The organism is Methanolobus sp. ZRKC5 (assembly GCF_038446525.1).
Lineage (GTDB): Archaea > Halobacteriota > Methanosarcinia > Methanosarcinales > Methanosarcinaceae > Methanolobus.
Window position 1 is genome coordinate 1597777 of record NZ_CP151792.1, and the last position, 24728, is coordinate 1622504.

At 42.9% G+C, this 24728-nt stretch carries 20 protein-coding genes, 1 tRNA gene and 1 rRNA gene; 15 read left to right on the forward strand and 7 right to left on the reverse strand.

Annotated features, from left to right (window positions below):
• Positions 1–85: 85 nt before the first annotated feature.
• Positions 86–158 (reverse strand) — tRNA-Ala (locus WN948_RS07920).
• A 102-nt stretch (positions 159–260) separates the two neighbouring features.
• Positions 261–1735, reverse strand: a 16S ribosomal RNA gene (locus tag WN948_RS07925).
• A gap of 598 nt (positions 1736–2333) precedes the next feature.
• Here WN948_RS07925 and WN948_RS07930 point away from each other — a divergent pair.
• From WN948_RS07930 to WN948_RS07950, 5 genes are all read left to right on the forward strand, one after another.
• Positions 2334–3845: a 2-isopropylmalate synthase gene (locus WN948_RS07930; protein WP_342306436.1), complete on the forward strand. Its 1512-nt coding sequence runs from the start codon at positions 2334–2336 to the stop codon at positions 3843–3845.
• 130 nt (positions 3846–3975) lie between these two features.
• Entirely contained in the window at positions 3976–4734 is a 759-nt protein-coding gene (locus WN948_RS07935) for a TatD family hydrolase (protein ID WP_342303685.1), read from the forward strand.
• A gap of 31 nt (positions 4735–4765) precedes the next feature.
• Positions 4766–5401: an MBL fold metallo-hydrolase gene (locus tag WN948_RS07940; RefSeq protein WP_342303686.1), complete on the forward strand. Its 636-nt coding sequence runs from the start codon at positions 4766–4768 to the stop codon at positions 5399–5401.
• 9 nt (positions 5402–5410) lie between these two features.
• A complete protein-coding gene (locus WN948_RS07945; protein ID WP_342303687.1) occupies positions 5411–7264 on the forward strand; it encodes a YgiQ family radical SAM protein in 1854 nt (617 codons plus the stop codon).
• Positions 7265–7411: 147 nt separating this feature from the next.
• Complete coding sequence (locus WN948_RS07950; protein ID WP_342303688.1) at positions 7412–8197, forward strand: hypothetical protein; 786 nt, start codon at positions 7412–7414, stop codon at positions 8195–8197.
• Between the two features lie 56 nt (positions 8198–8253).
• Here the strand turns inward: WN948_RS07950 and WN948_RS07955 are convergent, their stop codons facing one another.
• Both WN948_RS07955 and WN948_RS07960 read right to left on the reverse strand, forming a co-directional pair.
• Positions 8254–9312: a heterodisulfide reductase-related iron-sulfur binding cluster gene (locus WN948_RS07955; protein ID WP_342303689.1), complete on the reverse strand. Its 1059-nt coding sequence runs from the start codon at positions 9310–9312 to the stop codon at positions 8254–8256.
• A 2-nt stretch (positions 9313–9314) separates the two neighbouring features.
• Positions 9315–10697, reverse strand: coding sequence for an FAD-linked oxidase C-terminal domain-containing protein (locus tag WN948_RS07960; protein ID WP_342303690.1), 1383 nt, complete (start codon positions 10695–10697; stop codon positions 9315–9317).
• An 85-nt stretch (positions 10698–10782) separates the two neighbouring features.
• Between WN948_RS07960 and arcS the strand changes: the two genes are divergently transcribed.
• Positions 10783–12624, forward strand: a complete 1842-nt coding sequence (gene arcS / locus WN948_RS07965) for an archaeosine synthase subunit alpha (protein WP_342303691.1) — start codon at positions 10783–10785, stop codon at positions 12622–12624.
• A gap of 27 nt (positions 12625–12651) precedes the next feature.
• Positions 12652–13170, forward strand: coding sequence for a ribosomal protein S18-alanine N-acetyltransferase (rimI, locus tag WN948_RS07970; RefSeq protein WP_342303692.1), 519 nt, complete (start codon positions 12652–12654; stop codon positions 13168–13170).
• Here rimI and WN948_RS07975 read toward each other — a convergent pair.
• Together WN948_RS07975 and dnaG are read right to left on the reverse strand one after the other, a co-directional pair.
• Positions 13167–13451 carry a UPF0058 family protein gene (locus WN948_RS07975; protein ID WP_342303693.1) on the reverse strand — a complete coding sequence of 95 codons (285 nt, stop codon included), beginning with the start codon at positions 13449–13451 and terminating at the stop codon, positions 13167–13169. The two genes, rimI and WN948_RS07975, sit on opposite strands and share 4 nt — an antisense overlap.
• Before the next feature lie 270 nt (positions 13452–13721).
• Positions 13722–15161 (reverse strand): DNA primase DnaG, encoded by a 1440-nt coding sequence (gene dnaG / locus WN948_RS07980; RefSeq protein WP_342303694.1) that lies wholly within the window; start codon positions 15159–15161, stop codon positions 13722–13724.
• A gap of 802 nt (positions 15162–15963) precedes the next feature.
• On the opposite strand from dnaG, the gene WN948_RS07985 reads away from it, so the two are divergent.
• Together WN948_RS07985 and rtcA are read left to right on the forward strand one after the other, a co-directional pair.
• Entirely contained in the window at positions 15964–17334 is a 1371-nt protein-coding gene (locus WN948_RS07985; protein WP_342303695.1) for an FAD-dependent oxidoreductase, read from the forward strand.
• Complete coding sequence (gene rtcA, locus WN948_RS07990; RefSeq protein WP_342303696.1) at positions 17331–18326, forward strand: RNA 3'-terminal phosphate cyclase; 996 nt, start codon at positions 17331–17333, stop codon at positions 18324–18326. The genes WN948_RS07985 and rtcA overlap by 4 nt, the downstream gene beginning before the upstream one ends.
• A 3-nt stretch (positions 18327–18329) precedes the next feature.
• On the opposite strand, the gene WN948_RS07995 is transcribed toward rtcA, so the two are convergent.
• Positions 18330–18965: an RNA 2'-phosphotransferase gene (locus WN948_RS07995; RefSeq protein WP_342303697.1), complete on the reverse strand. Its 636-nt coding sequence runs from the start codon at positions 18963–18965 to the stop codon at positions 18330–18332.
• 197 nt (positions 18966–19162) lie between these two features.
• On the opposite strand from WN948_RS07995, the gene WN948_RS08000 reads away from it, so the two are divergent.
• From WN948_RS08000 to WN948_RS08025, 6 genes are all read left to right on the forward strand, one after another.
• Complete coding sequence (locus WN948_RS08000) at positions 19163–20290, forward strand: OB-fold nucleic acid binding domain-containing protein (protein WP_342303698.1); 1128 nt, start codon at positions 19163–19165, stop codon at positions 20288–20290.
• Between the two features lie 213 nt (positions 20291–20503).
• Positions 20504–21112: a CBS domain-containing protein gene (locus tag WN948_RS08005; RefSeq protein ID WP_342303699.1), complete on the forward strand. Its 609-nt coding sequence runs from the start codon at positions 20504–20506 to the stop codon at positions 21110–21112.
• 330 nt (positions 21113–21442) lie between these two features.
• Entirely contained in the window at positions 21443–21583 is a 141-nt protein-coding gene (locus tag WN948_RS08010; RefSeq protein WP_342303700.1) for a hypothetical protein, read from the forward strand.
• Positions 21584–21833: 250 nt separating this feature from the next.
• On the forward strand, positions 21834–22673 hold the full coding sequence (locus tag WN948_RS08015; protein ID WP_342303701.1) for a CBS domain-containing protein: 840 nt from the start codon (positions 21834–21836) through the stop codon (positions 22671–22673).
• Positions 22674–22718: 45 nt separating this feature from the next.
• Positions 22719–23495: a CBS domain-containing protein gene (locus tag WN948_RS08020; RefSeq protein ID WP_342303702.1), complete on the forward strand. Its 777-nt coding sequence runs from the start codon at positions 22719–22721 to the stop codon at positions 23493–23495.
• Between the two features lie 18 nt (positions 23496–23513).
• The gene (locus tag WN948_RS08025) at positions 23514–24680 is read left to right on the forward strand and encodes an RNA ligase (RefSeq protein WP_342303703.1); all 1167 of its coding nucleotides are present in this window, start codon (positions 23514–23516) and stop codon (positions 24678–24680) included.
• The last annotated feature ends 48 nt before the right edge of the window (positions 24681–24728 follow it).

The window sequence follows — 24728 nt, forward strand, 5'->3', positions numbered from 1 at the left end:
GCATATACACGATCTCATTGCAGCTGTCGTTGCTTCAGCCACTTCATCCTTCCCCGAAGAAATTACTCTCCAGGTGCACTAATAATGGACTTGTTGGGATTCGAACCCAAGGCCTCCGCCTTGCAAAGGCGGCGATCTTCCAACTGATCTACAAGCCCCTCGTGGATTCCATTCTTAATGAATCCATGTAACTTTTTTCGGATTTGGCAGTTTTTCGATTTCTGACCGGTTGTGGTGATCGGCTTTATGCCGATCTGCTTAGGAGGTGATCCAGCCGCAGATTCCCCTACGGCTACCTTGTTACGACTTAACCCCCCTTGCGAAATTTAGGTTCGAACACGGCACAAGGTCCGTGCCCTCACCCATACCTCACTCGGGTGGTTTGACGGGCGGTGTGTGCAAGGAGCAGGGACGTATTCACCGCGCTATATTGAAACGCGATTACTACGGATTCCAGCTTCATGAGGGCGAGTTACAGCCCTCAATTCGAACTAAGGCCGGGTTTATGAGATTACCAACCCCTTTCGGGGTAGGAACCCATTGTCCCGGTCATTGTAGCCCGCGTGTAGCCCTGGAGATTCGGGGCATACTGACCTACCGTAGCCCGCACCTTCCTCTGGTTTAGCACCAGCGGTCCCCACAGAGTACCCATCATCCCGAAGGATATGCTGGCAACAGTGGGCACGGGTCTCGCTCGTTGCCTGACTTAACAGGATGCTTCACAGTACGAACTGACGACGGCCATGCACCTCCTCTCAGCGATTCAGGTAAGACCTTCAGCCTGACCTACATATTGCTGTCGCCCCAGGTGAGTTTTCCGGCGTTGAGTCCAATTAAACCGCAGGCTCCACCCGTTGTAGTGCTCCCCCGCCAATTCCTTTAAGTTTCAGCCTTGCGGCCGTACTTCCCAGGTGGCTCGCTTCACGGCTTCCCTGCGGCACCTGAAACGGTCGCACCGTCCCAGACACCTAGCGAGCATCGTTTACGGCTGGGACTACCCGGGTATCTAATCCGGTTCGTGCCCCCAGCTTTCGTCCCTCACCGTCGGACCCGTTCTGGTAAGACGCCTTCGCCACTGGTGGTCCCACAAGGATTACAAGATTTCACTCCTACCCCTGTAGTACCTCTTACCTCTCCCGGTCCCAAGTCTGACAGTATCCCCCGGAAGCCTAACAGTTGAGCTGTCAGATTTCCCGGAAGACTGATCAAACCGGCTACGGACCCTTTAGACCCAATAATAGTGGTCACCACTCGGGCCGCCGGTGTTACCGCGGCGGCTGGCACCGGTCTTGCCCGGCCCTTGCTAACACATGCTATTTACACATGTGGACAGCCAACATAAGATGCTGGCACTCAGTGTCCCCTTATCGCGGTTTCCCGCATTGTAAAGTTTTCGCGCCTGCTGCGCCCCGTAGGGCCTGGATTCATGTCTCAGAATCCATCTCCGGGCTCTTGCTCTCACAACCCGTACCCGTCGTCGGCTAGTAGGTACACTACACCCACTACAACCTGATAGGCCGCAGATTCATCCTAAGGCGCCGGAGCTTTGAGCCACAGATCATTCCAGATTCTATGGCTTATCAGGTATTATCACCAGTTTCCCGGAGTTATGCCTGACCTTAGGGCAGATTATCCACGTGTTACTGAGCAGTACGCCATGTTCACGAAGAACATTTGACTCGCATGGCTTAGTCGCACACTGATAGCAGTGACCTCTGGCAGGATCAACCAGAATTGTTGATCTCACACAAAAGTTTAATGCATTTTGGAAGTCATTTAAGGAATTTTTAGGAAAGAACTCTCACTAGAGAATTTCTTTACTTTGCACATTAGTTGGTTAATTCCTTATTTAGGTAGTATATTAGACACTACCGGTCAGAATTAACCGAACTGCCAAATCCAACGTCAGGCAAGAAATAACTCTTGCCTCCACTTAATGAAAGGCGGTGATTGTAAGTGTTTTTGCGCATTCACGCGGACTCCTTCAAAGGACACCATCCTATATATATCTTCCGAATCAAGAGATTCGAAAGCAAAGAAGGAACCTTTGTAACACCTGCCTGATGAAATGAAATTAGTACTTCATCAATTTGTTCTCACAAAGCGAATTTTCCTGATGCGTTACCCGCATCATTGGGCTCAGTGAGAGCACCCTTACAAGTCAATGCTGATATATAAGGATTGCGGAGAAATCAGTAATTCCTACTCACCACATGACAAGAATAATTGAGAAATATACGGAAGTGCTTTATAGCATAAAATACAAGCCGGAATGATTAATATGAATTCAACCGTAGAACTGAGGGATCGCTTTTTACAGCGATAAACAGCTTATAAACACACACAAGACTATTTTTGACACGACACTGCGCGACGGTGAACAAACACCCGGCGTATCACTAACTAACGAGCAAAAACTCAAGATTGCTAGGCAACTGGACAAACTTGGTGTTGATGTACTCGAAGCTGGTTTCCCAGTCTCCTCGGATGGCGAAAGGCAAAATGTAAGAGCCATAGCTGACGAAGACCTGAGTCTCGATGTCTGTGGTCTTGCCCGCGTCCTTACCAAAGATCTGGACGCCTGCATGGATTGTAATGTAAACATGATACATACATTTGTATCAACTTCCGACATCCAGAGGATACATACTATTAAAAAGAGCAAGGAAGAAGTCGTCGCAATGGCAGTAAATGCCGTGGAATATATCAAGGACCATGGAGCAAAATGCATGTTCTCGGCCATGGATGCTACCAGGACCGACCTTGATTACCTGATAGAAGTATACAAAGCCGTAGAAGAAGCAGGATGCGACATAATAAACGTACCTGACACCGTAGGCATAATGGCGCCTTCCTCAATGTATCAGCTTGTAAAAAACATTAACAACGAAGTAAACATACCAATTGACGTCCATTGTCACAACGACTTTGGAATTGCCGTTGCAAACAGTCTCATGGCAGTAGAAGCCGGTGCCAGCCAGATACAGGTAACCGTAAATGGCCTGGGAGAACGTGCAGGCAATGCAAATCTCGCAGAAGTAGTAATGTGCCTGCAATCCATATACGGAGCAAAGACAAATATCAAGACAGAGTACTTGCTTGAAACCGCCAAGATGGTCGAAAATTACACTGGCATACACATGCCCGTAAATACCCCGATCGTCGGTGACAATGCATTCGCCCATGAATCCGGCATACACACCCACGGAGTACTGGAAAAATCCGAGACTTTCGAGCCGGGCATAATGACCCCTGAAATGGTAGGTCACAAGCGCCGCATAGTAATAGGAAAGCATGCAGGCAAGCATGCTGTCAAGAAATCACTGGAAGACATGGGTGTCGAAACCACCGAAGAACAACTCGACGAGATACTTATCAGGATCAAGGACATAGCTAACAAAGGCAAACGCATATGCGATGCAGACCTTCATGCTGTTGCATCTGCCGTCCTTGGAAGGAACCTCGGAAACGAGACCATAATCCTAAAAGAGTTCTCGGTGATGACAGGTAACCTTACGACACCAACTGCCGTAGTCAGAGCAAAGATTGGCGATGAAGAAGCCGTTGCCTGTAATTATGGTGTTGGACCAATAGACGCTGCCCTAAAAGCAGTAGAGCTTATGATCGGGGGATACACCAAGGTCAAAGTACGTGATTTCAGCCTCGAAGCAATTACAGGCGGAAGTGATGCTCTTGCAGTAGTAACGGTTTCTGTAGAAGACGAAGACGGCCGGGTGGTCAGTGCGCAATCAGCAAGTGCAGACATTGCCACAGCATCTGTAGACGCACTCATCACAGCAATCAACATACTTCTTGAAAAGAAGAAGCTCTGGAGCATGGAATAAGCAAATATCAGAACCGTAAGATCACGGTTCTTTACTTCTTTTTTTATTTTCGTTCATTTCCGAAGCACTTTTTTGAACCAATTCTCAGAACAGGTTCATATCTATATAATAAGACCAGAATTGAATACATATGAATTATGAAGTAATAGATTCCCATTGCCATCTTGATTTCCCCAAATTCAATAAGGATAGGCCTGAAACAATTGAGAGGGCAAGGAAGAGCGGCGTAATTGAGATGATAAACTCCGGCATAGACTACAAAACGAATTCGAATTCTCTTGAACTCGCAAAAAAATATGAATTCATGCATGCCACGCTTGGACTCAGCCCCCAGATGGTACCTGATGCAGATGATGCGAAAATAAAGCAGATACTGTCGCAGATAGAGCGCAACATAGACAAGGCCATAGGAGTCGGAGAAGCAGGGCTTGATTTCTACTATTGCACGAGTGACGCAGGAAGGAAAAGACAGGAAGATGTGTTCAGACAGGTTATCGAAATTGCAGACAGGTATAACAAAACCCTGATAATACACGGAAGGGATGGCGAAGACCTTGCACTTGAAATGACCAAAGACCTTGACAGAGTGATATTTCATTGCTATGGCGGTTCACTTGAAACCATGAAGAACATAGTTGATGCAGGACACTACATATCAGTGCCAACACTTGTCTGTTTCTCAGAACACCACAAATCAATAGCGAAGAATCTGCCTCTTGACAACATGCTTATAGAAACTGACAGCCCCTATCTCTCCCCGAGAAAAGGCAGGAACGAACCGGCATTTGTCCTTGATTCGGTGCCGGTAATAGCACATCTAAAAGAGATGGAAGAAGCTGAAATTGCCATGGCGACAATGCAAAATACCCGAAGGGCATTTGAGCTCTAAATCCATTCCTTTTTTCTAAGGGAGAATAAACATGCAGGTCAAACATTTCAATACAGGCCTTTACGATGCCAACTCATATCTGATCAATGAAAAAGTCCTGGTAGATACAGGAATGAATACAGAAGGACTGGTCACAGAAATCGGGAAAAACATAGACATAAAAAACCTTGAACTGATAATACTAACCCACTGCCACTACGATCATACAGCATCAGCACTGGAAATAGCCCGTCTAAGCGGAGCAAAGATAGCAATCCATAAGGATGACGCCCCTCTGCTGAAAAATGACAACGTGAGTGCTGCTGCATTATTCGGATACAAGGCACCGTCCATTGAACCTGACATACTGCTCAGCAAAGGTGACAGGATACCCATCGGCAACGATGAAGAACTGGAGGTCATCCACACCCCTGGGCATACACCCGGTGGTATCTGCTTGTATGAATCAAATTCAAAGGGCCTTTTTTCCGGTGACACCGTTTTCCCTAACGGAAGCATAGGACGCACAGATTTTGAAGGCGGCAACCGCTCACAACTGACCGAATCCATCAATAAACTTGTGCAGCTTGATGTTGAGACACTATACCCCGGGCATGGGGAAGTTACCTCAAATGACGTGAACAAACATATCGGTTTTTCCCTCCGCATGTCAAAAAGCATATTGTAAGGATATATCATGAAACATAATCAAAAAAACAGAATGGCTGATTCCTCGAAGTTTCTACCCATGAGTCTTGAAGAAGCTAAAAAGAAAGGCTGGGATGAACTTGATATTATCATTGTCACAGGGGATGCTTATGTTGACAACCCCGGTTTTGGAACAAGTATCATAGGCAGAGTACTAGAAGATGCAGGCTACAGGGTAGGAGTTATTGCACAACCAAAATGGGACAACGCAGACGATTTCAAGAAACTTGGAAAACCACGCCTGTTCTTTTCCATTAGTGCAGGAAACACTGACTCGATGGTCAGCAACTACACCCCTTCAAAGAGATTACGCCACGATGACACATACTCTCCTGAAAATCAGGCAGGCCTTCGACCAAACAGGGCGAGCATCGTTTATTCCAACCGCCTGAAAGAAGCATATCCAGATACTCCCAGGGTGATTGGTGGCATTGAAGCATCTCTTCGTCGTTTTGCCCAGTACGACTACTGGTCTGACAAAGTTCGCCAATCCATCCTTGCAGATGCACCTGCAGACATCATTGTTTACGGTATGGGAGAAATCCAGATACTTGAGATAGCAGACAGGCTCAATAAAGGCGTCCCTGTGTCAGATATCAATGATATTGACGGGACCGTCTGGAAGATGGATATCAAAACATGGAAAGAAAAGCGCGAAGAACTGCTCAAGGACCGCATAGAAATTGCCCCATATATTGAAGTTTCAAAGAACAAGGAAATCTATGCAAAAACATTCAAAACAGTCTACGAAGAACAGGACCACATACGCGGCCATGATATTATACAGGTCCATCCGAAGACCGTGATAATCCAAAACAAGCCAATGCATCCCCTAACACAGGATGAACTTGACCATGTGTATGAACTTCCATACACACGTGAAACACATCCCTCATACAAGGAAATTGTCCCTGCCAGCGATCTGGTTAAATTTTCCATCAACACTCACAGAGGTTGTTTTGGAGCATGCTCTTTCTGTGCCATTGCCCTTCACCAGGGCCGAATGATACGCAGCCGAAGTATCGAGTCCATACTAAGGGAAGCGGAAGGTTTCAGAAACATAAAAGGATTCAAGGGCACTATCAACGGACTTGGTGGTCCATCTGCCAATATGTATGGAATGGACTGCAAGAACTGGGAAGAGAAAGGAGTATGCAAAGACAAAGTATGCATCCATCCCAAAGCCTGCCCTTCGCTTAACACCAGCCACAAGAAACTCATAGAATTAATGCGCAGACTCAGGAATCTACCGGGTATCAAAAAAGTATTTGTAGGTTACGGAGTACGCTATGACCTTGCGTTGCTTGATGAGCAGTACATGGAAGAGCTCTGTGCCCACCATGTCAGCGGGCAGTTAAAGGTTGCACCTGAGCATTATTGCGACAAAGTGACCACTGTAATGAAGAAACCTGCCAGGGAAGTCTTTGAGAGGTTTGAGCAAAAGTACAAGGAAGTAAATAAGAAGCTTGGAAAAGACCAATACCTTGTGGCTTTCCTTATGTCAAGTCATCCAGGCTGCACTCTTGAGGATATGATCGAAACTGCAGAATACATAAGAGATACCGGAAGATACACCAGACAGGTCCAGGATTTCACACCTACCCCCATGACATCTGCAACATGTATGTTCCACACCGGACTGAACCCTTTCACCGGGAAAAAGATATACGTGGCTACCTCCCAAAAAGAAAAGAGCATCCAAAGGGCAATGCTACATTACAAGGAGCCTGGAAACTACAATCTTGTGTATGAGGGACTGAAACGTGCCAACCGACTTGACCTTGTTGGTAACTCATGGAATTGCCTCATAGGACGGAAGAAGCAGGGAAATAACGGATGGTGATGTTTAGAATAAAATCGTTACCTTTTTAATATAGATACGTTAACTTTATTCCATATATATGTTAAGTCATAAAAAATGTGAGTTATACAAATGAAATACAAGTTACTAATATCAATTCTATTTATATTTTTTATACAGACTTCTTTTGTGACGGCCAGTCCTGTCATTAGCATCGATGAAAATATCAGTGAGAATGTTTTTTATTCATCCCCGTACACAAATCCGGATAGTATTGAAGCCCACCAGATAGTTGTATACAGTGAAGATGGCGAGCATAGCCAGATACACATAGATTACAGACTGATACCACGGAAAACCAACAGTCCAGATGGAAATTATAGCGTTTACAAAAAAGCATTGGATGCAGGAAATGGTGTTGGCATCGAGGATTTTGTCATAAATGATACACTTGCTGGAACTGAAACGAACATCAAGAATGTAATCACCATGGGTTACTACCCGGTTGCATTTTCCCCTGACAGTAAAATGTATGCTGCACCAAGGATCATTTTCTTTGATGATTGCAGGAACGGGCAGTATGCTATTGATATTTGCTCAGTCCACAATAATACCATGTTACACAGGGAATTACTTCCCCTTTACAAAGAGAACACAAAAAACACGCCTATGGACTGGGACAGAGCGGCCATCTATGGAGTCTACTGGACAGAAGATGGCTCTTCCATAATCTACGAAGCCCTTGGTGCTGACATTGATGGTGGAAGATATCCAACGGATCTTGTGAGTAAGAAGCTAAATATTGATTATGCAGAGCTTCGGAAAATGAATGGATATGAAGAAACAGAACTGAAAAGCACGCAGGATGATACTGGAGAAAACGGAGATTCTGCCCCAAGTTTCCCAATTCCAGGATTTGGAGGAATCGGTGCAGCGATTGCTCTTGTTTTTAACAGGAAATTGAAAAGAGCATAAAAATCTGCTCTTATTTTTTAAAACGGTCCAATATTCAAAAATAGAAACTAAAATGGCTATTCCATAGCCATTTCCAACAAGTCAATTATATCCAGCACATCAACCCTTGGGCTGCCACGTTTGAGATTTGTACGGCACAACGGACATGCGGTTACCAGATAATCCACATCTTTTGGAATTTCCTCGACCCTGTTCTTTGAGATCTCAAGGGACAGTTCAGGATAACCTTTGAGTACTCCGCCACCTGCGCCACAACATTTGGAATTTTCCCTGTTACTCTTCATTTCTTCAAGGTCGCAGATGGATTTTATTATCTGCCTTGGAGCATCGAATACCCCGTTACACCTCCCAAGGTGACATGGGTCATGATAGGTAACTTTCAGATCCAGTTTCTTCAGGTCCATTTCAGCAAGGCGATCTGCAAGGAACTCGACAACATGGACAACTTTCACATCACCCGGATAATCATTTTTTAGTGTTGTGAAACATCCTGCACATCCGGTGATTATTGTGTGAGCACCTATCTTTTTGATCTGTTCCATATTCTTTGACACAAGTTCAGATGGATCAGAACCTGTCCTCAGAAGCGGAGAGCCACAGCATACTTCCTCCTTCAGAACGGTAACACCGTACTTTTTCAGAATATCAAAGGTTCTCTTTGTGAGTTCAGGGTACCTGTATGAAGCCAAACAGCCTGCAAAGAAGACATAATCTGCCTTTTCTGTCAAATCATTTTTAGAGTCTCCAAGCCATCCCATCCTATCTTTTGCTTCACCAAGAGGATTGCCCTTATCCAAAGCCTCGAAGCGCAGCTTCTTCTGTGCATCGGTCATCTTGCCCTGAAGCACAAGCTGGTGCCTGAAGTTTTCTACAACCTTGACAGGAGATGCTCCTGAAGGACACATCTGCTCACAGAGTCCACATGTAGTACAGGTATTAAGACTATCTAAAACACTCTCGTCAACTTCCATTCCCTGAGAAATACCATGGGCTACAAGCATGCGTCCGCGGGAACTGGCTGATTCCCAGCCAATAACATCAAAAACAGGACATATTGAACGACATGTACCGCAACGGATACATTTTAGTATTGAACGCATATCAGATTCGCTCATTTTCAAACCCCCATCTTACCGGGATTAAGTATTCCTTTGGGATCAAGGGCTTTCTTTATCAATATCATTACATCAAGGGCATTACCAAGCTCAAGTTCAAGGTACTCTGCCCTTGCACTGCCAACTCCATGTTCGGCAGTGACAGTTCCACCAATACCAATAGCTGTACGGTGTATCTTGTCTGCGACCTTGCTTAGTTTATCCCATTGCTTGTCGTCGAGCATATCAATACACATACCAGTGTGTAGGTTGCCGTCACCGATGTGCCCATAGGTCATGATCGGCAGATCGAACTCTTCGGATATCTCGCGTATCTTATGCAACATTCCAGGCAACTCTTTAATAGGGACTCCAATGTCCTCGCCAAGATAAACACGGGTGCGAAGCGGATCAAGCCTGGAAACTGCAGCACCTACAAGCCTTCTTGCAGCCCATATCTCATCTCTTTCCTTCTTATCCGAGGCTGCCCTGATACTGGTTGCAAGGGAACTGCATATGCCCCTTATCATCTCAATACCTTCACGAACACTATTTTCAGTACCATCTACTTCAAACATAAGGATGGCACCTGCTTTTGGAAGCCCTATATTAGGGTCGTAGGTGTTTATAGCCTCGATTATGTTCCTGTCCAGAATCTCACATGCGGAAGGAATTAGGCCGGAAGATAGAACCTTAACAACTGCCTGACCTGCATGTTCCGGATCATCGAACGAGGCAAGCAGAACAGAACGTTCTTTTGGCAGCGCCCTGACTTTCAACGTCGCTTTTGTTATGACTCCGAGGGTTCCTTCGGACCCTATAAAAAGATCATTCAATGAATAACCAGCAACTGATTTTGTCACTTTGGAGCCGGTATTGACCACTGTACCGTCTGCCATTACGACCTCAAGCCCAAGAACATAGGTTTTGGTGGTACCGTATTTAACCGAGCGCATTCCACTTCCGTTATTAGCTATAAGGCCACCAAGTGTGCACATTGCAGAACTTCCCGGATCAGGAGGAAAAAAGAAACCATATGGTTCAAGCGCTTCATTCAACTTCTCCTGGATAATGCCAGGTTCAATTGTAACCTGAAGGTTACCAAGGTCCATTTCCAGAATTCTGTTCATGGATGACATATCAAGCACAATGCCACCCTCGAGTGGCACAGCTCCACCGGCCATCCCCGTACCTGCACCTCTGGAGGTCACAGGAATTTCTTCCTCATTTGCAAGCCTGACTATCTTTGAAACTTGTTCAGTACTTACTGGCCTGACAATAAAATCAGGCATACCCCTTACCTGAGAGGCATCACATGAATAACAGTAAAGCTCTGCGGACGACGCGGAAACTCTTTCATTTCCGGCTATTTCCTGCAGATTTTTAAGTATATCGGATTTTTGCATTGAATCGTTTTTTAAGTGAGATAGTCCGATTTATACTTTTTGGTAAAGGCAAACATTTACATCTGACTACACCTATTAGACAGCAATGACACGATACTTTGAGGTACAGCAGCGAGATGGCGCTGCAAGGATAGGAAAACTTCTCCTGAAGGAAACCATCCGAACACCTTTCATAATAGATACAAGAAGCCTTAGTTCTCCTGACAGCCTGATAATAGATGGTGGCTCTCTCTGGAAATATAGCGATCTGGAAGAAAGCGAAGAATGGTACCAGAAAATAAGACAAGATTCTGGAGAAGATGTCCTGATAATACTTCCTCACCAGAATCTTACACCTGATGCACCGCAAGACCTTGCAATAAAACTTGCAGAAAGGTCAGAAATAGAAGCTAGTGGTGCCACAGGAACCATTTACATACCCGGACAAAAGGTAAAGCAAAGTGACCTCTATGTAATAGAGGGCGCAGGGTGTTTTGAGAACAATGCAAGACGTATGATCAACACGCTTATTGAGATGAAAAGTGAGATCGCACCCGATACGGCGGTCTACGCACCCAATATATGCACCCCTGAAAACCTTGCAATGCTGGTCTATCTTGGTATTGATATCTTTGACAATACAAAAGCCATAATTGCTGCACACAATGACATATATTTCACTACCGCAGGACAATTCTATCTCGATTCACTGGCAGAACTGCCGTGCAAATGCAGTTCATGTTCATCAACGGATTTAGTCAGCCTTATGAAAATGGACAAGAAGAGCCGTGCTTCAATTATAGAAAAGCACAACATCAATGCCATGGAAGCTGAAGCAGCTCTTGTCAGAGAGAAAATACGCTTAGGAATGCTGCGTGAGTATATAGAAGGACAGTGCAGAGTAAGACCCTGGCTTACCGCCCTGATGCGACTCATGGATGCAGAGTATAATTATATGGAAAGTAAGAGCACCATTGCCAGGAAAAACTCGCTCATTGCAACCTGCGGAGAATCGCAGAACAGAGTAGAGATCGTCCGATTTGCCAGGAGGATACAGGAAAGATATACACCACCTGAAAAAGATGTACTTCTGCTCCTGCCGTGCTCTGCCAAGAAACCATACTCAACATCTAATTCTCACTGGAGATTTATCAATGCACTTGGAAAGAGCCGCAAATTTGTTCATGAGGTCATTATCACATCACCTCTTGGAATCGTACCAAGGGAACTTGAACTGACATACCCTGCATCACACTATGACACAACAGTTACCGGATACTGGGATGCGGAAGAAAAGGAATGGGTAGCATCCTGTCTTGAAAAATACCTGTCACAGCATCAATATACATCGATCATTGCACATGTTGAGGATGCATACCGCCAGATATGCGAAATTGTGGCAGAAAAACTTGGCATAGATATTATTTACACCAGTCGTGGTAATGTGACATCGCCTGAATCATTGAAAAATCTCAGTGAAACGATGTCAGGACTTTGCACCGGAAGAAAAAGAGGTTATGAGCAGACACAAAAAGACCTTATGAAAGCTGTTGCAGATTACCAGTTTGGAAGAGGATTCGGACAAATACTCGTGCCCGAAGATTCAATTATCAAAGGACCCTTCCCCAAACACCAGGTATTCGTGGGAAAGAAACAACTCACCACATTGATCCCTCAATACGGCACCCTCGCAATTACCATTGAAGGTGTGAAAGCTATGATGGATCAGGGCAAATATATCGTGAAAATAGATGACTTCGTCCCTCGTGGTTCACTTCTTGCACCCGGAGTAATGGATGCTGATCCACTGATAAGACCAAACGATGAAGTGCTCATTTGTGGCAAGAACGCAATTGCAGTTGGAAGAGCAGCCATGAGCGGAGATGAGATGAAGAAAGCCAGCCGCGGAGTTGCGGTAGACCTGCGCCATGTTGAAAAAATTAAATAAGGCACATACATTGTGCTTTAAGGAAAAATGATAGTAAGAAACTTTGAACCTTCTGATTTTGAAGAGGTTCTGGAAATAGAGTCAGAGGCGTTCTCGGAACATAATCCATTCCTTTACATGAACTTCTACGAGATGAACAGCGAAGGATTCCTTGTTGCCGAATATAATGGTTATGTAGTAGGCTTTATAGTAGGATATAAACTGTCAGCCAGCGAAGGAAGGATATTTTCACTCGCAGTGAGAGATGGATTCAGAAGCATGGGCATTGGAGCTAAGCTCATGAACGCCATTATTCCTGTTTTTATGGGCAAGTTCCTGCATTATGCAAGCCTGGAAGTAAGGATTACCAATATCAGGGCACAGGAATTTTACAAACGTATGGAATTCATTCCCTGCTGGATAGAGAATGGATACTACTCTGACGGAGAGGACGGAATAATAATGAAAAAACGTCTTACTCCATTTGATGCCACTTTCCTGAATAACACAAATGAACCTGTGTTATCAGGAAAGAAACATGCTTTCAGGCTTCACGACTATATTTAGTTCGTATTACCCATGTGCCCACTTGCACGCAGAGCAAGTTCATGCATCCGCTCAGAAGTTCTCCCTATACCAGATATATCATCCTGTGATAGTGAAGCTGCTATATCGTTTCCAAGAACAAAGATAGCATGTTTGTGTTCAGCTTTGCTCCTGTGAACATGCAGAGGACTTATAGATAACGAATCATATCCGTCAAACGATTCATTTATTCCCATGTGTTCAAAATGCCTTTTTATTTGAGCCATCAATGTGTGCAATTGTATCAATTCATCTTTGTGCATACCAACCAACCTATACCTAAAATTAAATTGTGTTTGCTATTTTGTGCACTGTTTAAATAATGCACTAATGCCAGTTGGTCAATTTCAAAATAAAGGTATTTCCCACGGAAACCACTTCCGTGAGTTGAGTATATAAATTTTGCTGTTTAATTTCAATGATTAAACATGACAAATAACCATAATCAAGAGTAAATAAAAAAGGAGCATACTAATAGAAAATCAATATTGAAAAAAAAATAAATATACTGTGCGCAAGCACAGTACACAGGATTACAAAGATCCAGCTGTGAATACTTTAACAGAAGCAGGTCTCTTGGTCACACTACCTATTTTTGCACCTATCAAACGCTCTATACCTTTATCTACAGCAATATCAAGGATCCTCTGAGTGATAACGCCATCAAAAACAACTGTTTTCACTTCGTCCCTGTAGTCCTTGAGAGTACTGACAAGATCACGAACTGCTGTTTCATTAACAACATTATCCCCGCCATCAAGGAAACGTGCACTGAATGTGCCTAGAAGATCATCTGCGTGAGACTTGAATCTCTTGTTTTCAGGAGATACCGGAACTTTTGATTTAGGAACAGCAACTGGCTCCTTCTTTAGATCTTGCTGTGGTTCTTTTGTTCTCGTATCCCTGCCACGTGTGTCTCTGCTACGTGTGTCTCTGACACGTGTATCCCTGCCACGCGTGCCTTTTTCACGTGTATCTCTTTCACTTGTATCTCTTTCACGTGTATCCTTGTCACGTGGTTCCCTGGAGGTTCTCTGGACTTTTGTGGCACCAACACGTTTGACCTCAGGAGCAGGCCTTCTTTCCTTACGTTGTGGAAGGCGTGGGCCACGAGCATTATCATTCAGAGGTGCCTGATCCTTGACAACATATTTGTCAATTACCTGCTCAACTGGAACTTTTTGCCTTAGAGACCTTACAATCTCTTTCTGCACCAGTTCCTCAACACCCTTACCATCTGGTGCCCTTGCAATGTAGTCGATATTTGCGATCTGGACCAGTTCCTTGATGATAAGTTCTCCTCCGCGGTCACCATCTGTGAAAGCCGTCACTGTCTCTTTTTTCTTAGTAAGCTCAGCAACTTCAGGAGGAACATTGGTACCACCTACGCAAATCGTGTTCTTAATACCGTATTTCAACAGGTTAAGAACATCTGCACGACCCTCAACAACGACAATTGCGTCAGATTCGAAAACTGCAGGACCGCATGGAACTTTGTTTTTGCCGAAATACTGCATTTCTTCAACCCTTACGGACTGACGTACCTCATCAGCGATTTCCTGAGATTCAGGTAGATTCTCGTCGAACATGCCGGTGAAAATGAACTTTGCCCTTTCAATGATCTGCTGGCGTTTTGTTGCCCTAACATCCTCAATATGAGTTATCTCGATCTTTGCACTGCAAGGTCCGACCCTGTCTATGGTTTCCAGAGATGCTGCAAGGATAGAAGTCTCGACTTTATCGAGGCTTGAGGGAATAAGGATAGTTCCCCTTGTCTTACCGCCTTTTGCGTTGACAACAACCTCAATCCTTCCTATTCGCCCTGTTTTCTGAAGGTCACGAAGATCAAGGTCAGAACCAAGCAAACCCTCGGTCTGGCCAAAAATAGCTCCGACTATATCAGGACGTTCTATTATTCCATCTGCGACTATCTTAGAATGAATTATATATTTAGTAGTATCTGCATTTTGCATGATGATTCTCCGAATTTTTGTATGATGATACCAGAACAATTCGGAATACAAAAATAGCAAGTAGGCAACAACTAGCAAGACTTCATCATCTTGTCGAAAGGCCTGAAATGTGAAACTAAAAATTCAATGAATAAACATGAAGAATTCCACTTAATCCAAACCAACGCCAAGCTAATAACAGCAGTAACTATGCACTTCGCATGTAATGTAAACATGCTACTCAAGCTGTTGCTGACAGTGGTCAATAAGCAGTATTTCCAAATCCCTCATTGAATACTTGTAGCTTTTGACCTGTTAAGCACCTTTTATGTGATTAACGAATACCTAATCGGTAGATGATTCATATTGAATCGGTAGTGATTACGAATAACTAAATTTGTATTGTTGAAAGATACCTTTGTTCGTAGTATCTGTATTATCTTGTTTTCAAGTATTAATGTAATCATAATGATGATTACGTTAAGTAATATAATTCAAAGTTTTATAAACTTATGGGTGATATTGAGAGCGGGATAGTTAAAAATAACGTAACTATTCAGCCTGATAAAAACGCTATCAATAACAATCTTGACAAAAAGTTGAAACGTAAATTTCATTAGGATCATTTATTTTGATTGTTGCTATTGATTGATTTTTTGATTGTTAGATTGTTAGTGAGCAGACATCTCTATTTCGATGAAATCAGTACCAATAGGCAAATCGTGCCAGGCTGAATAGTTACAAAATAACAATACCCAATTTTGATTTGGACAGAATCTACCAGGGGAATAGAATTAATATCCAGATAAGCTTTTAGAAGAATATGCGAGAAAAAAAGACGAACAACGACAAAAAAGTGATTATAATAGGCGGTGGTGCAGTAGGAATGGCTGTAGCTACAAGCCTTACCCGTCACAGCAACTATTCTGTAACCGTGTTCTCTGAAGACAAACACACAGCATATAGCCAGTGTGGGATGCCTTTTGTCATTGGAAAGCAGATCAAGAATTTCGAATCGTTGATCCTGAGAGATAATAAGTTCTTCAAAGATATGGGAATAGACCTTCGACTTGAAAGCAGAGTAGATTCCATAGACATTGAAGGACAAAACATTAGCTCCAACGAACAAGAATACCACTTCGACAAACTTGTTATTGCCACAGGCAGCAAACCAAGGATACCCGGGAATATCCAGGGAACCTCACTTAAAAATGTATTCACCCTGAGAACGCTCTCAGATGCTATGAAAATAGAGGAAGCACTTGCTAAAGCATCAAGTGGTGTGATAATTGGAGGGGGAGCAATTGGTGCAGAACTTGCAGCAGCCATTTCCCAGAGGGACATAAGCACCATACTTCTCAACAGAAGTTCATCTATTCTCTCACATAACATCGACCCTGACATGGCAGAATCAGTAAAGGAACATCTTGAATCCCTCGGAGTTAAAGTCATAACAGAACAGACACCTGAATCAATAAATGGAGAAACACATGCTGAATCCGTTACAATTGCTTCTACTAAATTTCCAGCAGACCTTGTAATAATATCCACAGGAATTGAACCAGAGAATGAACTGGCTTCCAGTGCAGGAATTGATATAGGAGATACCGGAGGGATAATTGTGAACAAATATTTGCACCCATCAGTTGGAGGAAAATTTCATCAGGACATTTTCTGTGGCGGAGAATGCGTAGAAGTCCATGAGCTTATCACCGGGAAACCAATGCTAAGCCAAATTGCAAGCACTGCAAGGAGGATGGCAGGAATCATAACGAACAATCTTACTTCAAGCCCCGGTGAATTTGGCCCTATTCTCAATCCCTGGGTAGCTGTCATAGGAGAATTACAAGTTGGAACTACAGGGCTCACGTCAAAAGGAGCAAGGGAAAATAATATCAAAATAGTAACCGGCCTGGCAACTGGATCAACACGGGCAGATTACTATCCAGGAGGCAGTAAACTTTTTATCAAGCTAATATTCAGTGAAAGATATCTCGTTGGAGCCCAGGTAGTTGGAGGGGAAGGAGTAAAAGAACGTATTGATGCACTCACACTTGCCATCAAAAAAAGAACAAGCGTGGATGAACTGGCAAACATCGAGACCTGCTACGCTCCACCCGTATCAATGCTTATAGACCCTGTTAGTTTTGCTGCGAAGGGTGCGTTGAAAAAGATGCGTAAAATAAGAAAATGATAGAAATAGATGGTTCCTACGGAGAAGGTGGAGGACAGATACTCAGGACAGCCGTTGCCCTTTCAGCTATTATTAAAGAAGATATCGAAATAAATAATATACGTCATAATCGTCCAAAAAAAGGACTGAAAACCCAGCATCTCAAATCCATTGAGGCTGTTGCCATGATGTGTGATGCCGACATCAATGGACTTTTTCCGGGCTCCACTCAGATATACTTTTCTCCATCGGAAATAAGGGGGGTTGAAACACACATACAGATTGGAACTGCAGGAAGTATTCCATTGCTCATGCAGTCTATCATGCCAATAGCCGCTTATTCTCCAGAAAGGACAAAACTGAGAATAACTGGGGGAACCGATGTTGCATGGTCTCCATCAATAGACTACTTGAAAGAACTGACATTAAATGCTCTGTCAAAAATGGGGTACAAAGCAGATATAAGACTTATTGAACGTGGATATTACCCAAAAGGTGGAGGGGTCGCAGAAATAGAAATAAAACCTTCCACATTAAAAGGATTTGACTTTAAAACAGTGAAAAAGGAGATACATGGAGTATCACATTGTTCTAACCTGCCTGAACATGTCGCAAAAAGGCAGGCTGATTCTGCGCAGAAAGTGCTGGAAGAGAATGGAACAGATGTGCATATTGACATTGAAACAGAAAATTACCACTCAACCGGAAGCGGAATCACATTATGGTCTGGTCTTGCGGGATCTGTAAATACAGGAAAAAAAGGAATGCCTGCAGAAAAAGTAGGTAGTCAGGCAGCCCTGATATTGCTTGATGAACTGAAATCCCGGGCAGCTGTTGATATTCATCTGGCTGACCAACTAATACCTTACATGGGACTTGCCGGAAGCGGATCATTTACCACAAGGGAGCTTACACCGCATTGCCTGACAAACATCCACGTGACCGAACAGTTACTTGACGTACACTTCGTAATAAATAAAAGCAACGGCCTGATAAAAATATCCGTAGAATGAGGATCATTCCTCAAGTTCTACAACACTGAGATATTCCGGTGGAATTCCCCTTGCAAGAACAATGTCAGCATTTACGGTAACAATATCGACCCCATCCTGCTGAGCAGCATTTGCATCTACCTCGATAATAACAGGGTTATCCGTGTGAACCGAAGCGGCTTCCTTTGATTTTTCAAATGAGGTACTAAGATGTACATAGCACTGCCTGATAGGGAAGATACCATTATCGAGCAACATGTCCGTCTCTTCCTGACTGACACCATAGTACAGGTAAGGCAGATCATTTTCAGGATAATCAGATATAAGGTCCACATCTACAGAGTGGCCATATCTTGCCCTTATGAAATTGTCCTCTATCTCATAACGCCCTTTCAGGTCAGATTCAACAAGTGAGATCAGACGCTCCATGGTTCCCCATTTATAGCGTTTTTTCATGACATCGCAAAGTTGACCCAGCCCTACCCAGCCTAGTGAGTCCATTTCAATACCCACGTCTTCAGGGAAGTGTCTCAATGCACCGGAAACAAACCTTCCAAGTCTCTCTTCCCGATCATCATCCAGCACATAACGTCCTTCTTCTCCACAATCAGGGCAGCTTTCTCCCCTGAAATAGCCATGCTCTTTACATTTACGGATCATGATATCTTGCAAATACATCTTATAATTAATATATCTTATTAAAATGACGCAACAATCACAATATAATTCATAAAATATCAAAATACCAGGATTTTTATAAACATCTTCGTTAGATTAATTATCTAAGAGAATACTAGACTAGTTGAAAGGTAAATGGATGATTTTAATATATTCAATTCAGTTTTCAAGGTATTATCATGGATGAGATAAATGACATATATGAAAAGCTCGGCGGCATCATCAGTAAAGAAGATTTTACACGTGAGGTTGAAGAGAAAGTAGAACAAATGAGCGGACTCTGCGACATCAGGACCGCCGCCATGCTTGTGGCCCACGACCATGGAGCCAGTGACACAGGAGAAAACCAATTGCAGAAAATATCAGGCATAACTCCAAGCAGTGGTAATATCAAGTTCATTGCAAAGGTCATGTCTGTTTTCCCTGCAAAGGAATTCAACCGAAATGACGGCACCGTTGGCAGAGTTGCAAATATCATTGTTGCAGACGAAACCGGATCTATACGCCTGACATTATGGGATGACAGGGCAGATCTTGTGAAGACAGGAAATATTGAAGTTGGCCAGAATTACCAGGTAGCCGGCTACGTCAAGGAAGGATATTCCGGTATTGAAGTAAATATAGGCAACAACGGGGTTCTTTGTGAAACAGATGAAAAAGTAGAAGCCCGCATCGATTCAAAAAAGATAGAAGATATCAAAAGTGGAATGGGTGACCTTAACATTCGTGGCAGGATCCTTGATATAGCCGATATAAGAACATTCAACAAAAAAGATGGTACTGTCGGAAAAGTCGCAAACATTATGATCGGTGATGAAACAGGCAAAATAAGAGTGACACTCTGGGATGAGACTGCAGATCTTACAACAGAACTCCAGACAGATGACTCTGTAGAAATAATCAATGGATACGCAAAGGAGAACAATTTCAACCAGCAGGTAGAAATGCAGGTTGGAAATCGCAGTACTATCAGAAAAATCGAGGATGAAGTAGAGTTCAAGGAAGATTTCACATCCATAGCTGATATCATACCGGGAGAATCATATTCCATATCAGGACAGGTGTCAGGACTTGGGGAAATGAAGGAATTCGATCGGGACGACGGGACTGTGAATATGGTTTCAAACATTTATGTCTCAGATGATACCGGAAGGATACGAATTGCATTATGGGGCGACCATGCCCTCCTTGTAGACCAGCTAGATATCGATATGGCTGTGGAAATAATTGATGCATTCTCTAAATCCGGATTCAATGATGAAATAGAACTTAGTGCAGGAAACCGGACAAGAATAGTTGTTCGTTAAATGAATTATATTTTATTAGAATGTCCGGCACATTCACTTTGAATTGTTCCGGAATCTTTTTTTTATTATAGCAACTTGTCTGCTGCTATTATCGGCAACATGCAAATCATATTAAAAAATCTACGAACACCTATTTATACGATAAAAGTAACATTTTATCTAGTGGACTATGGGTAATTGATTCCTTTAATCCAGAATTTTGGGGTACATTTTATGGTCTTGAAAGTTCAGGATGACATTCAAACCGATGTCTCCATAATGGAGATTCATAATGAGATGTTGGTCAAGGAAATAATGTCAAAGCACGTTTTTGGCATTGATGTCACTGCTAGTGTCCTTGATGTTGCAAGGAAAATGGCGGAAAAAGATACAGGTAGCATCATCGTAAATGAAGACGGTGATAGTACCGGCATCATAACTGAACGTGACATAATAATCAAAACGGTTGTCAGAAATGTACTCCCTGCAAAGATGACTGCCAGAGAGATCATGTCGACTCCTATTATAGCAACAAAACCGGCGACGAACATAATCGAAGCTGCTGAAATGATGGTGAGATCCAACATTCGCAGGCTTGCTGTGATGGAAGGTGACCAAATAATTGGAATGGTAACTGACAGGGATATAATAGCTATTGCACCCGGTCTGAACACTATTCTGGAAGGTCTGATCGAACTACATCATGAGAATAACTATACTCAGGAACCGGAGCTTGAACGTGGCATATGCCAACGTTGCGGAGCTTTTGTTGACAGCCTGACGAATGTTAATGAATTGATGCTGTGTGAAGATTGTAAAGAAGAAGAAGGTTACTATGACTAGTCCTTTGACTTGGTATCTATTAAGAACGCTTCAAGTTGGTGAAATAAATGTCTGTCCCGATATATCTTAAAAGAAGAAATGTATCGACTTTCAAAGCAACGCCTGGATTTAAGCTGGGAACAGTGATTAAAAACCGGGATATTGTGTTTGCTGGATCTACTGTTGCTATAAACAGGCATTGTACATTATCTGAGTTTTGAAAGTGCGATCTTGCACTTACATGCAGAGTGTAATCAACCATGAGGCATGGATATCGTTCGCAAAACTTATTGAGATTATAAGAACATATCCTCAGTAATTTTGTTATGTTGTGGAATATAGTGGTTTAGATTGATAATAAAATATCAGGTCAATGAACTGGAAATGAAGATAATGGGATTCCAGAGAAAAGACCCCGGATTGCTGACAACTTCAGTGCTTACTATGATCAAATCAGATGATACAACCATATCAACTGATATTATGACTTAATTAGGAGGTGGAAAAGAAAACCCGATTGCAAACGGGAATTGTCACAAATGTGGCTTTCATGAAAAAATGATAGATGGATCTGTTTTCATGAAACATAAACAGATTCACAGACAAGTATATGATTAGAAACAAAAAGAGCACATCGATCCGCTGAAACTGGAAATGATGAGTTCTTTGATGGATAATAGATTAAATATATCCTGCAGGCTTGTCCTGATGAAAGGTCAAGCTTCCAAAAAGGAGGAACAACATGAATGTGAAAGACATTATGAGTTCACCGGTCTTTACCATAGCACCGGAAGAAACCGTAGCGCATGCAAGAAACCTGATGCTTAAGCACAAGATCAGCACCCTGGTGGTTGCTCAGAATGAAGAAATGATTGGTATTATCACAAAGACAGACCTTGGAAAAAGGCTTGCACAAGCCGAACCCATGTGGAGAAGAAGACCAATTGATAAAATTCCTGTAAACATGGTGATGCATGAAAACCCCATCACAATATACCCAGGTGCTTCTGTGACCCAGGCAATCGATCTGATGATGGAGAATGGTATAAACTCACTGGCCGTAGTGAACAGGGAAGTAGTTGGTATAATAACTGGAACTGACATTATGAAATACTTCTCTGAGCAGGATGTGAAAACTAAAATTTCAGAAGTAATGACAGAAGATATCGTGTTTGTCCACAGACATCACACTATCAATCATGTAATCCATGAAATGGAGGAGAACAAGACAAACCGTGTTATCGTTACAGATGATTCTGATGAAGCTGTTGGAATGATAACAACAAGCAACGTGGCATTCAATATAATGGCTGACAATGAAGGAAAACTTCCATCAAAGAGTATAAAGATGACCAGGCGTTCAACTCCTGCTGGTCAGAAGGAATATCGCTACGTAAAAGAAGTTCCTCTTGTTTCCGAAGATATAATGTCAGAGCTCCCACCAGCTGTAGATATCAAGAACAAGGCAGTGTATGCAGCAAAGATGATGCTATCAGAACACACTATTGCCCTACCGGTTGTTAATGATGGGAAAATTATTGGCCTTATCAGCAGGAGAGACATACTTAAAGCAGTACAGTAAGCATCGAATAACCAGAAAAGTGAAATAAAGATCAGAGGAATGACAATGGAAGTAAAGGATATAATGGCAGAACCACTGGTAGTAGATAAATCAGACACTATTTCCCATGCACTTGACATTATGGACAAGAAAGGGACAAGACGTCTTCTGGTAAGACACGATGATAAGCTGCTTGGCGTACTTACCATGAGAAACCTTACAAGGGAACTCGGAACTCGTAAAAAAGGAAGTAAGCCAGCTTCTTCCCTGCATGTAGCAACAGCAATATCAGATAATTTCACAAAAGTACTGCCGGATACGAAGGCAACCGATGCTATCACGCTGATGGTAAAGAACGGAGGAGTGATAGTTGTTATGGAGAATGACAAGATTCTTGGTTGGGTGACTCCTAACGAGATACTCAAGAACAACATTTTCAGCGGGTATGCCGGAGAGATAATGCAACCGGATCCTATTGTAGCAAGTCCTGCAGACCGTGTCAGCCATGTAAGAAGACTTATGCTTGACAACAATGTTGGAAGAATACCTATCATAGAAGGTGACAAACTTGTTGGAATGGTAACGGAAACGGATATTGCAACAGCCATGCGCTCTTTCCGTGACCTGGTCGAAGGCAGTAAACAGGATTCCCGTATAAAGAATCTTATTGTCGAGGATATTATAAAGATGAGTGTAAAAACAGTCTACACAAACACCTCAACAACTGATGCAGCAAAAATGATGCTAGAAGAGAATCTTGGAGGACTGCCCGTTATCAACCTTGAAGGTCAGATGGTTGGGCTAATAACCAGAAGAAGCATTATCAGAGGAATGGCACAGTAAAGAACCAGGTGTCTGGGGATGAAATATTACCCGAAGATAGAACTTGATATTGAGAAGGCGGCAGACTGTTTGGAACTTCCGCCTTCCAGACTTCAAGAACTTGTTGAGAAGAAAAACCTGCAACAAAACTGGGATGAATACAACAATATTTACAGATTTGAAGGACACGTACCAAATTTTGAAGACGGGACCGTGTTGATCGATAAATCTGGCTCTTTTGAACTCATAAGGGGTTTTCCTAAGATTAAAAGAGCAATGCTTCTTGAACCTGCAGTAAAGAAAAATTTCGGTGAAATAGATTCTGTAGCTGTTGAAGAGAAAATGAACGGATATAATGTCCGTGTTATCGACTACAACAGTAAACTCATTGCTTTTACCCGTAGCGGCCATGTTTGCCCTTATTCTACGGAAAGGGTACGGAAATTCCTCAAAAGGGATTTCTTCATAGATCACCCTGATATCATTGTATATGGAGAAATGGTGGGCCCTGATAATCCATATGTGCAAAAATATGTCTACAATATAGAGTCCCTGAAATTTTTTGTTTTTGACTTGAGGTATAAGAATTCAGGAGAAGCCCTGACAGTCCACAAAAGGAGAGAATTGGCAGAGGAATATACTTTCGATAATGTTAGGTTATTTGGTAAATTCAACATCAGTGAAGCACCTGGCGAGATTACAAAAATTATCAAAGAACTTGGAAAAAAGGGACACGAAGGCGTTGTTATCAAAGATCCTGAGATGGTATTGCAACCAATGAAATACACATGTTCAGAAAGTAATTGTTCTGACCTGCACCATGCATTCAAATTCTACAATGAAACCGGACGGGATTTCCTCTTCTCCAGAGTAGTACGTGAGGGGTTCCAGTCTTACGAATGGAAAGAAAATGAGGAAGATTTCCAGAAAAGATGCCTCAGGCTTGGAGAAAGTTTACTCAACCCGATGAAAAAGACGATAGCTCAGGTCCAGGCAGGCCAGCGGATCTCCGATGATTTCAAGATCAGAGTAGGGGACAAGGAAACCATCCACAAATTCAGATCATATCTGCAGAGATTTGGTCTTTATGTTGCGTTCGAGATACAGGAGAAAAAAGGTGATGAATATATCATCAACATCAGGAAGGTAAACAAGAGCACAAATGATAAGACCCTTGCAATGTTAGAAGGACAGTTGTGGTCGTGAAAAAGACATATATCCAAATAGATTAATTCGTGAACCACAAAAAGGGTG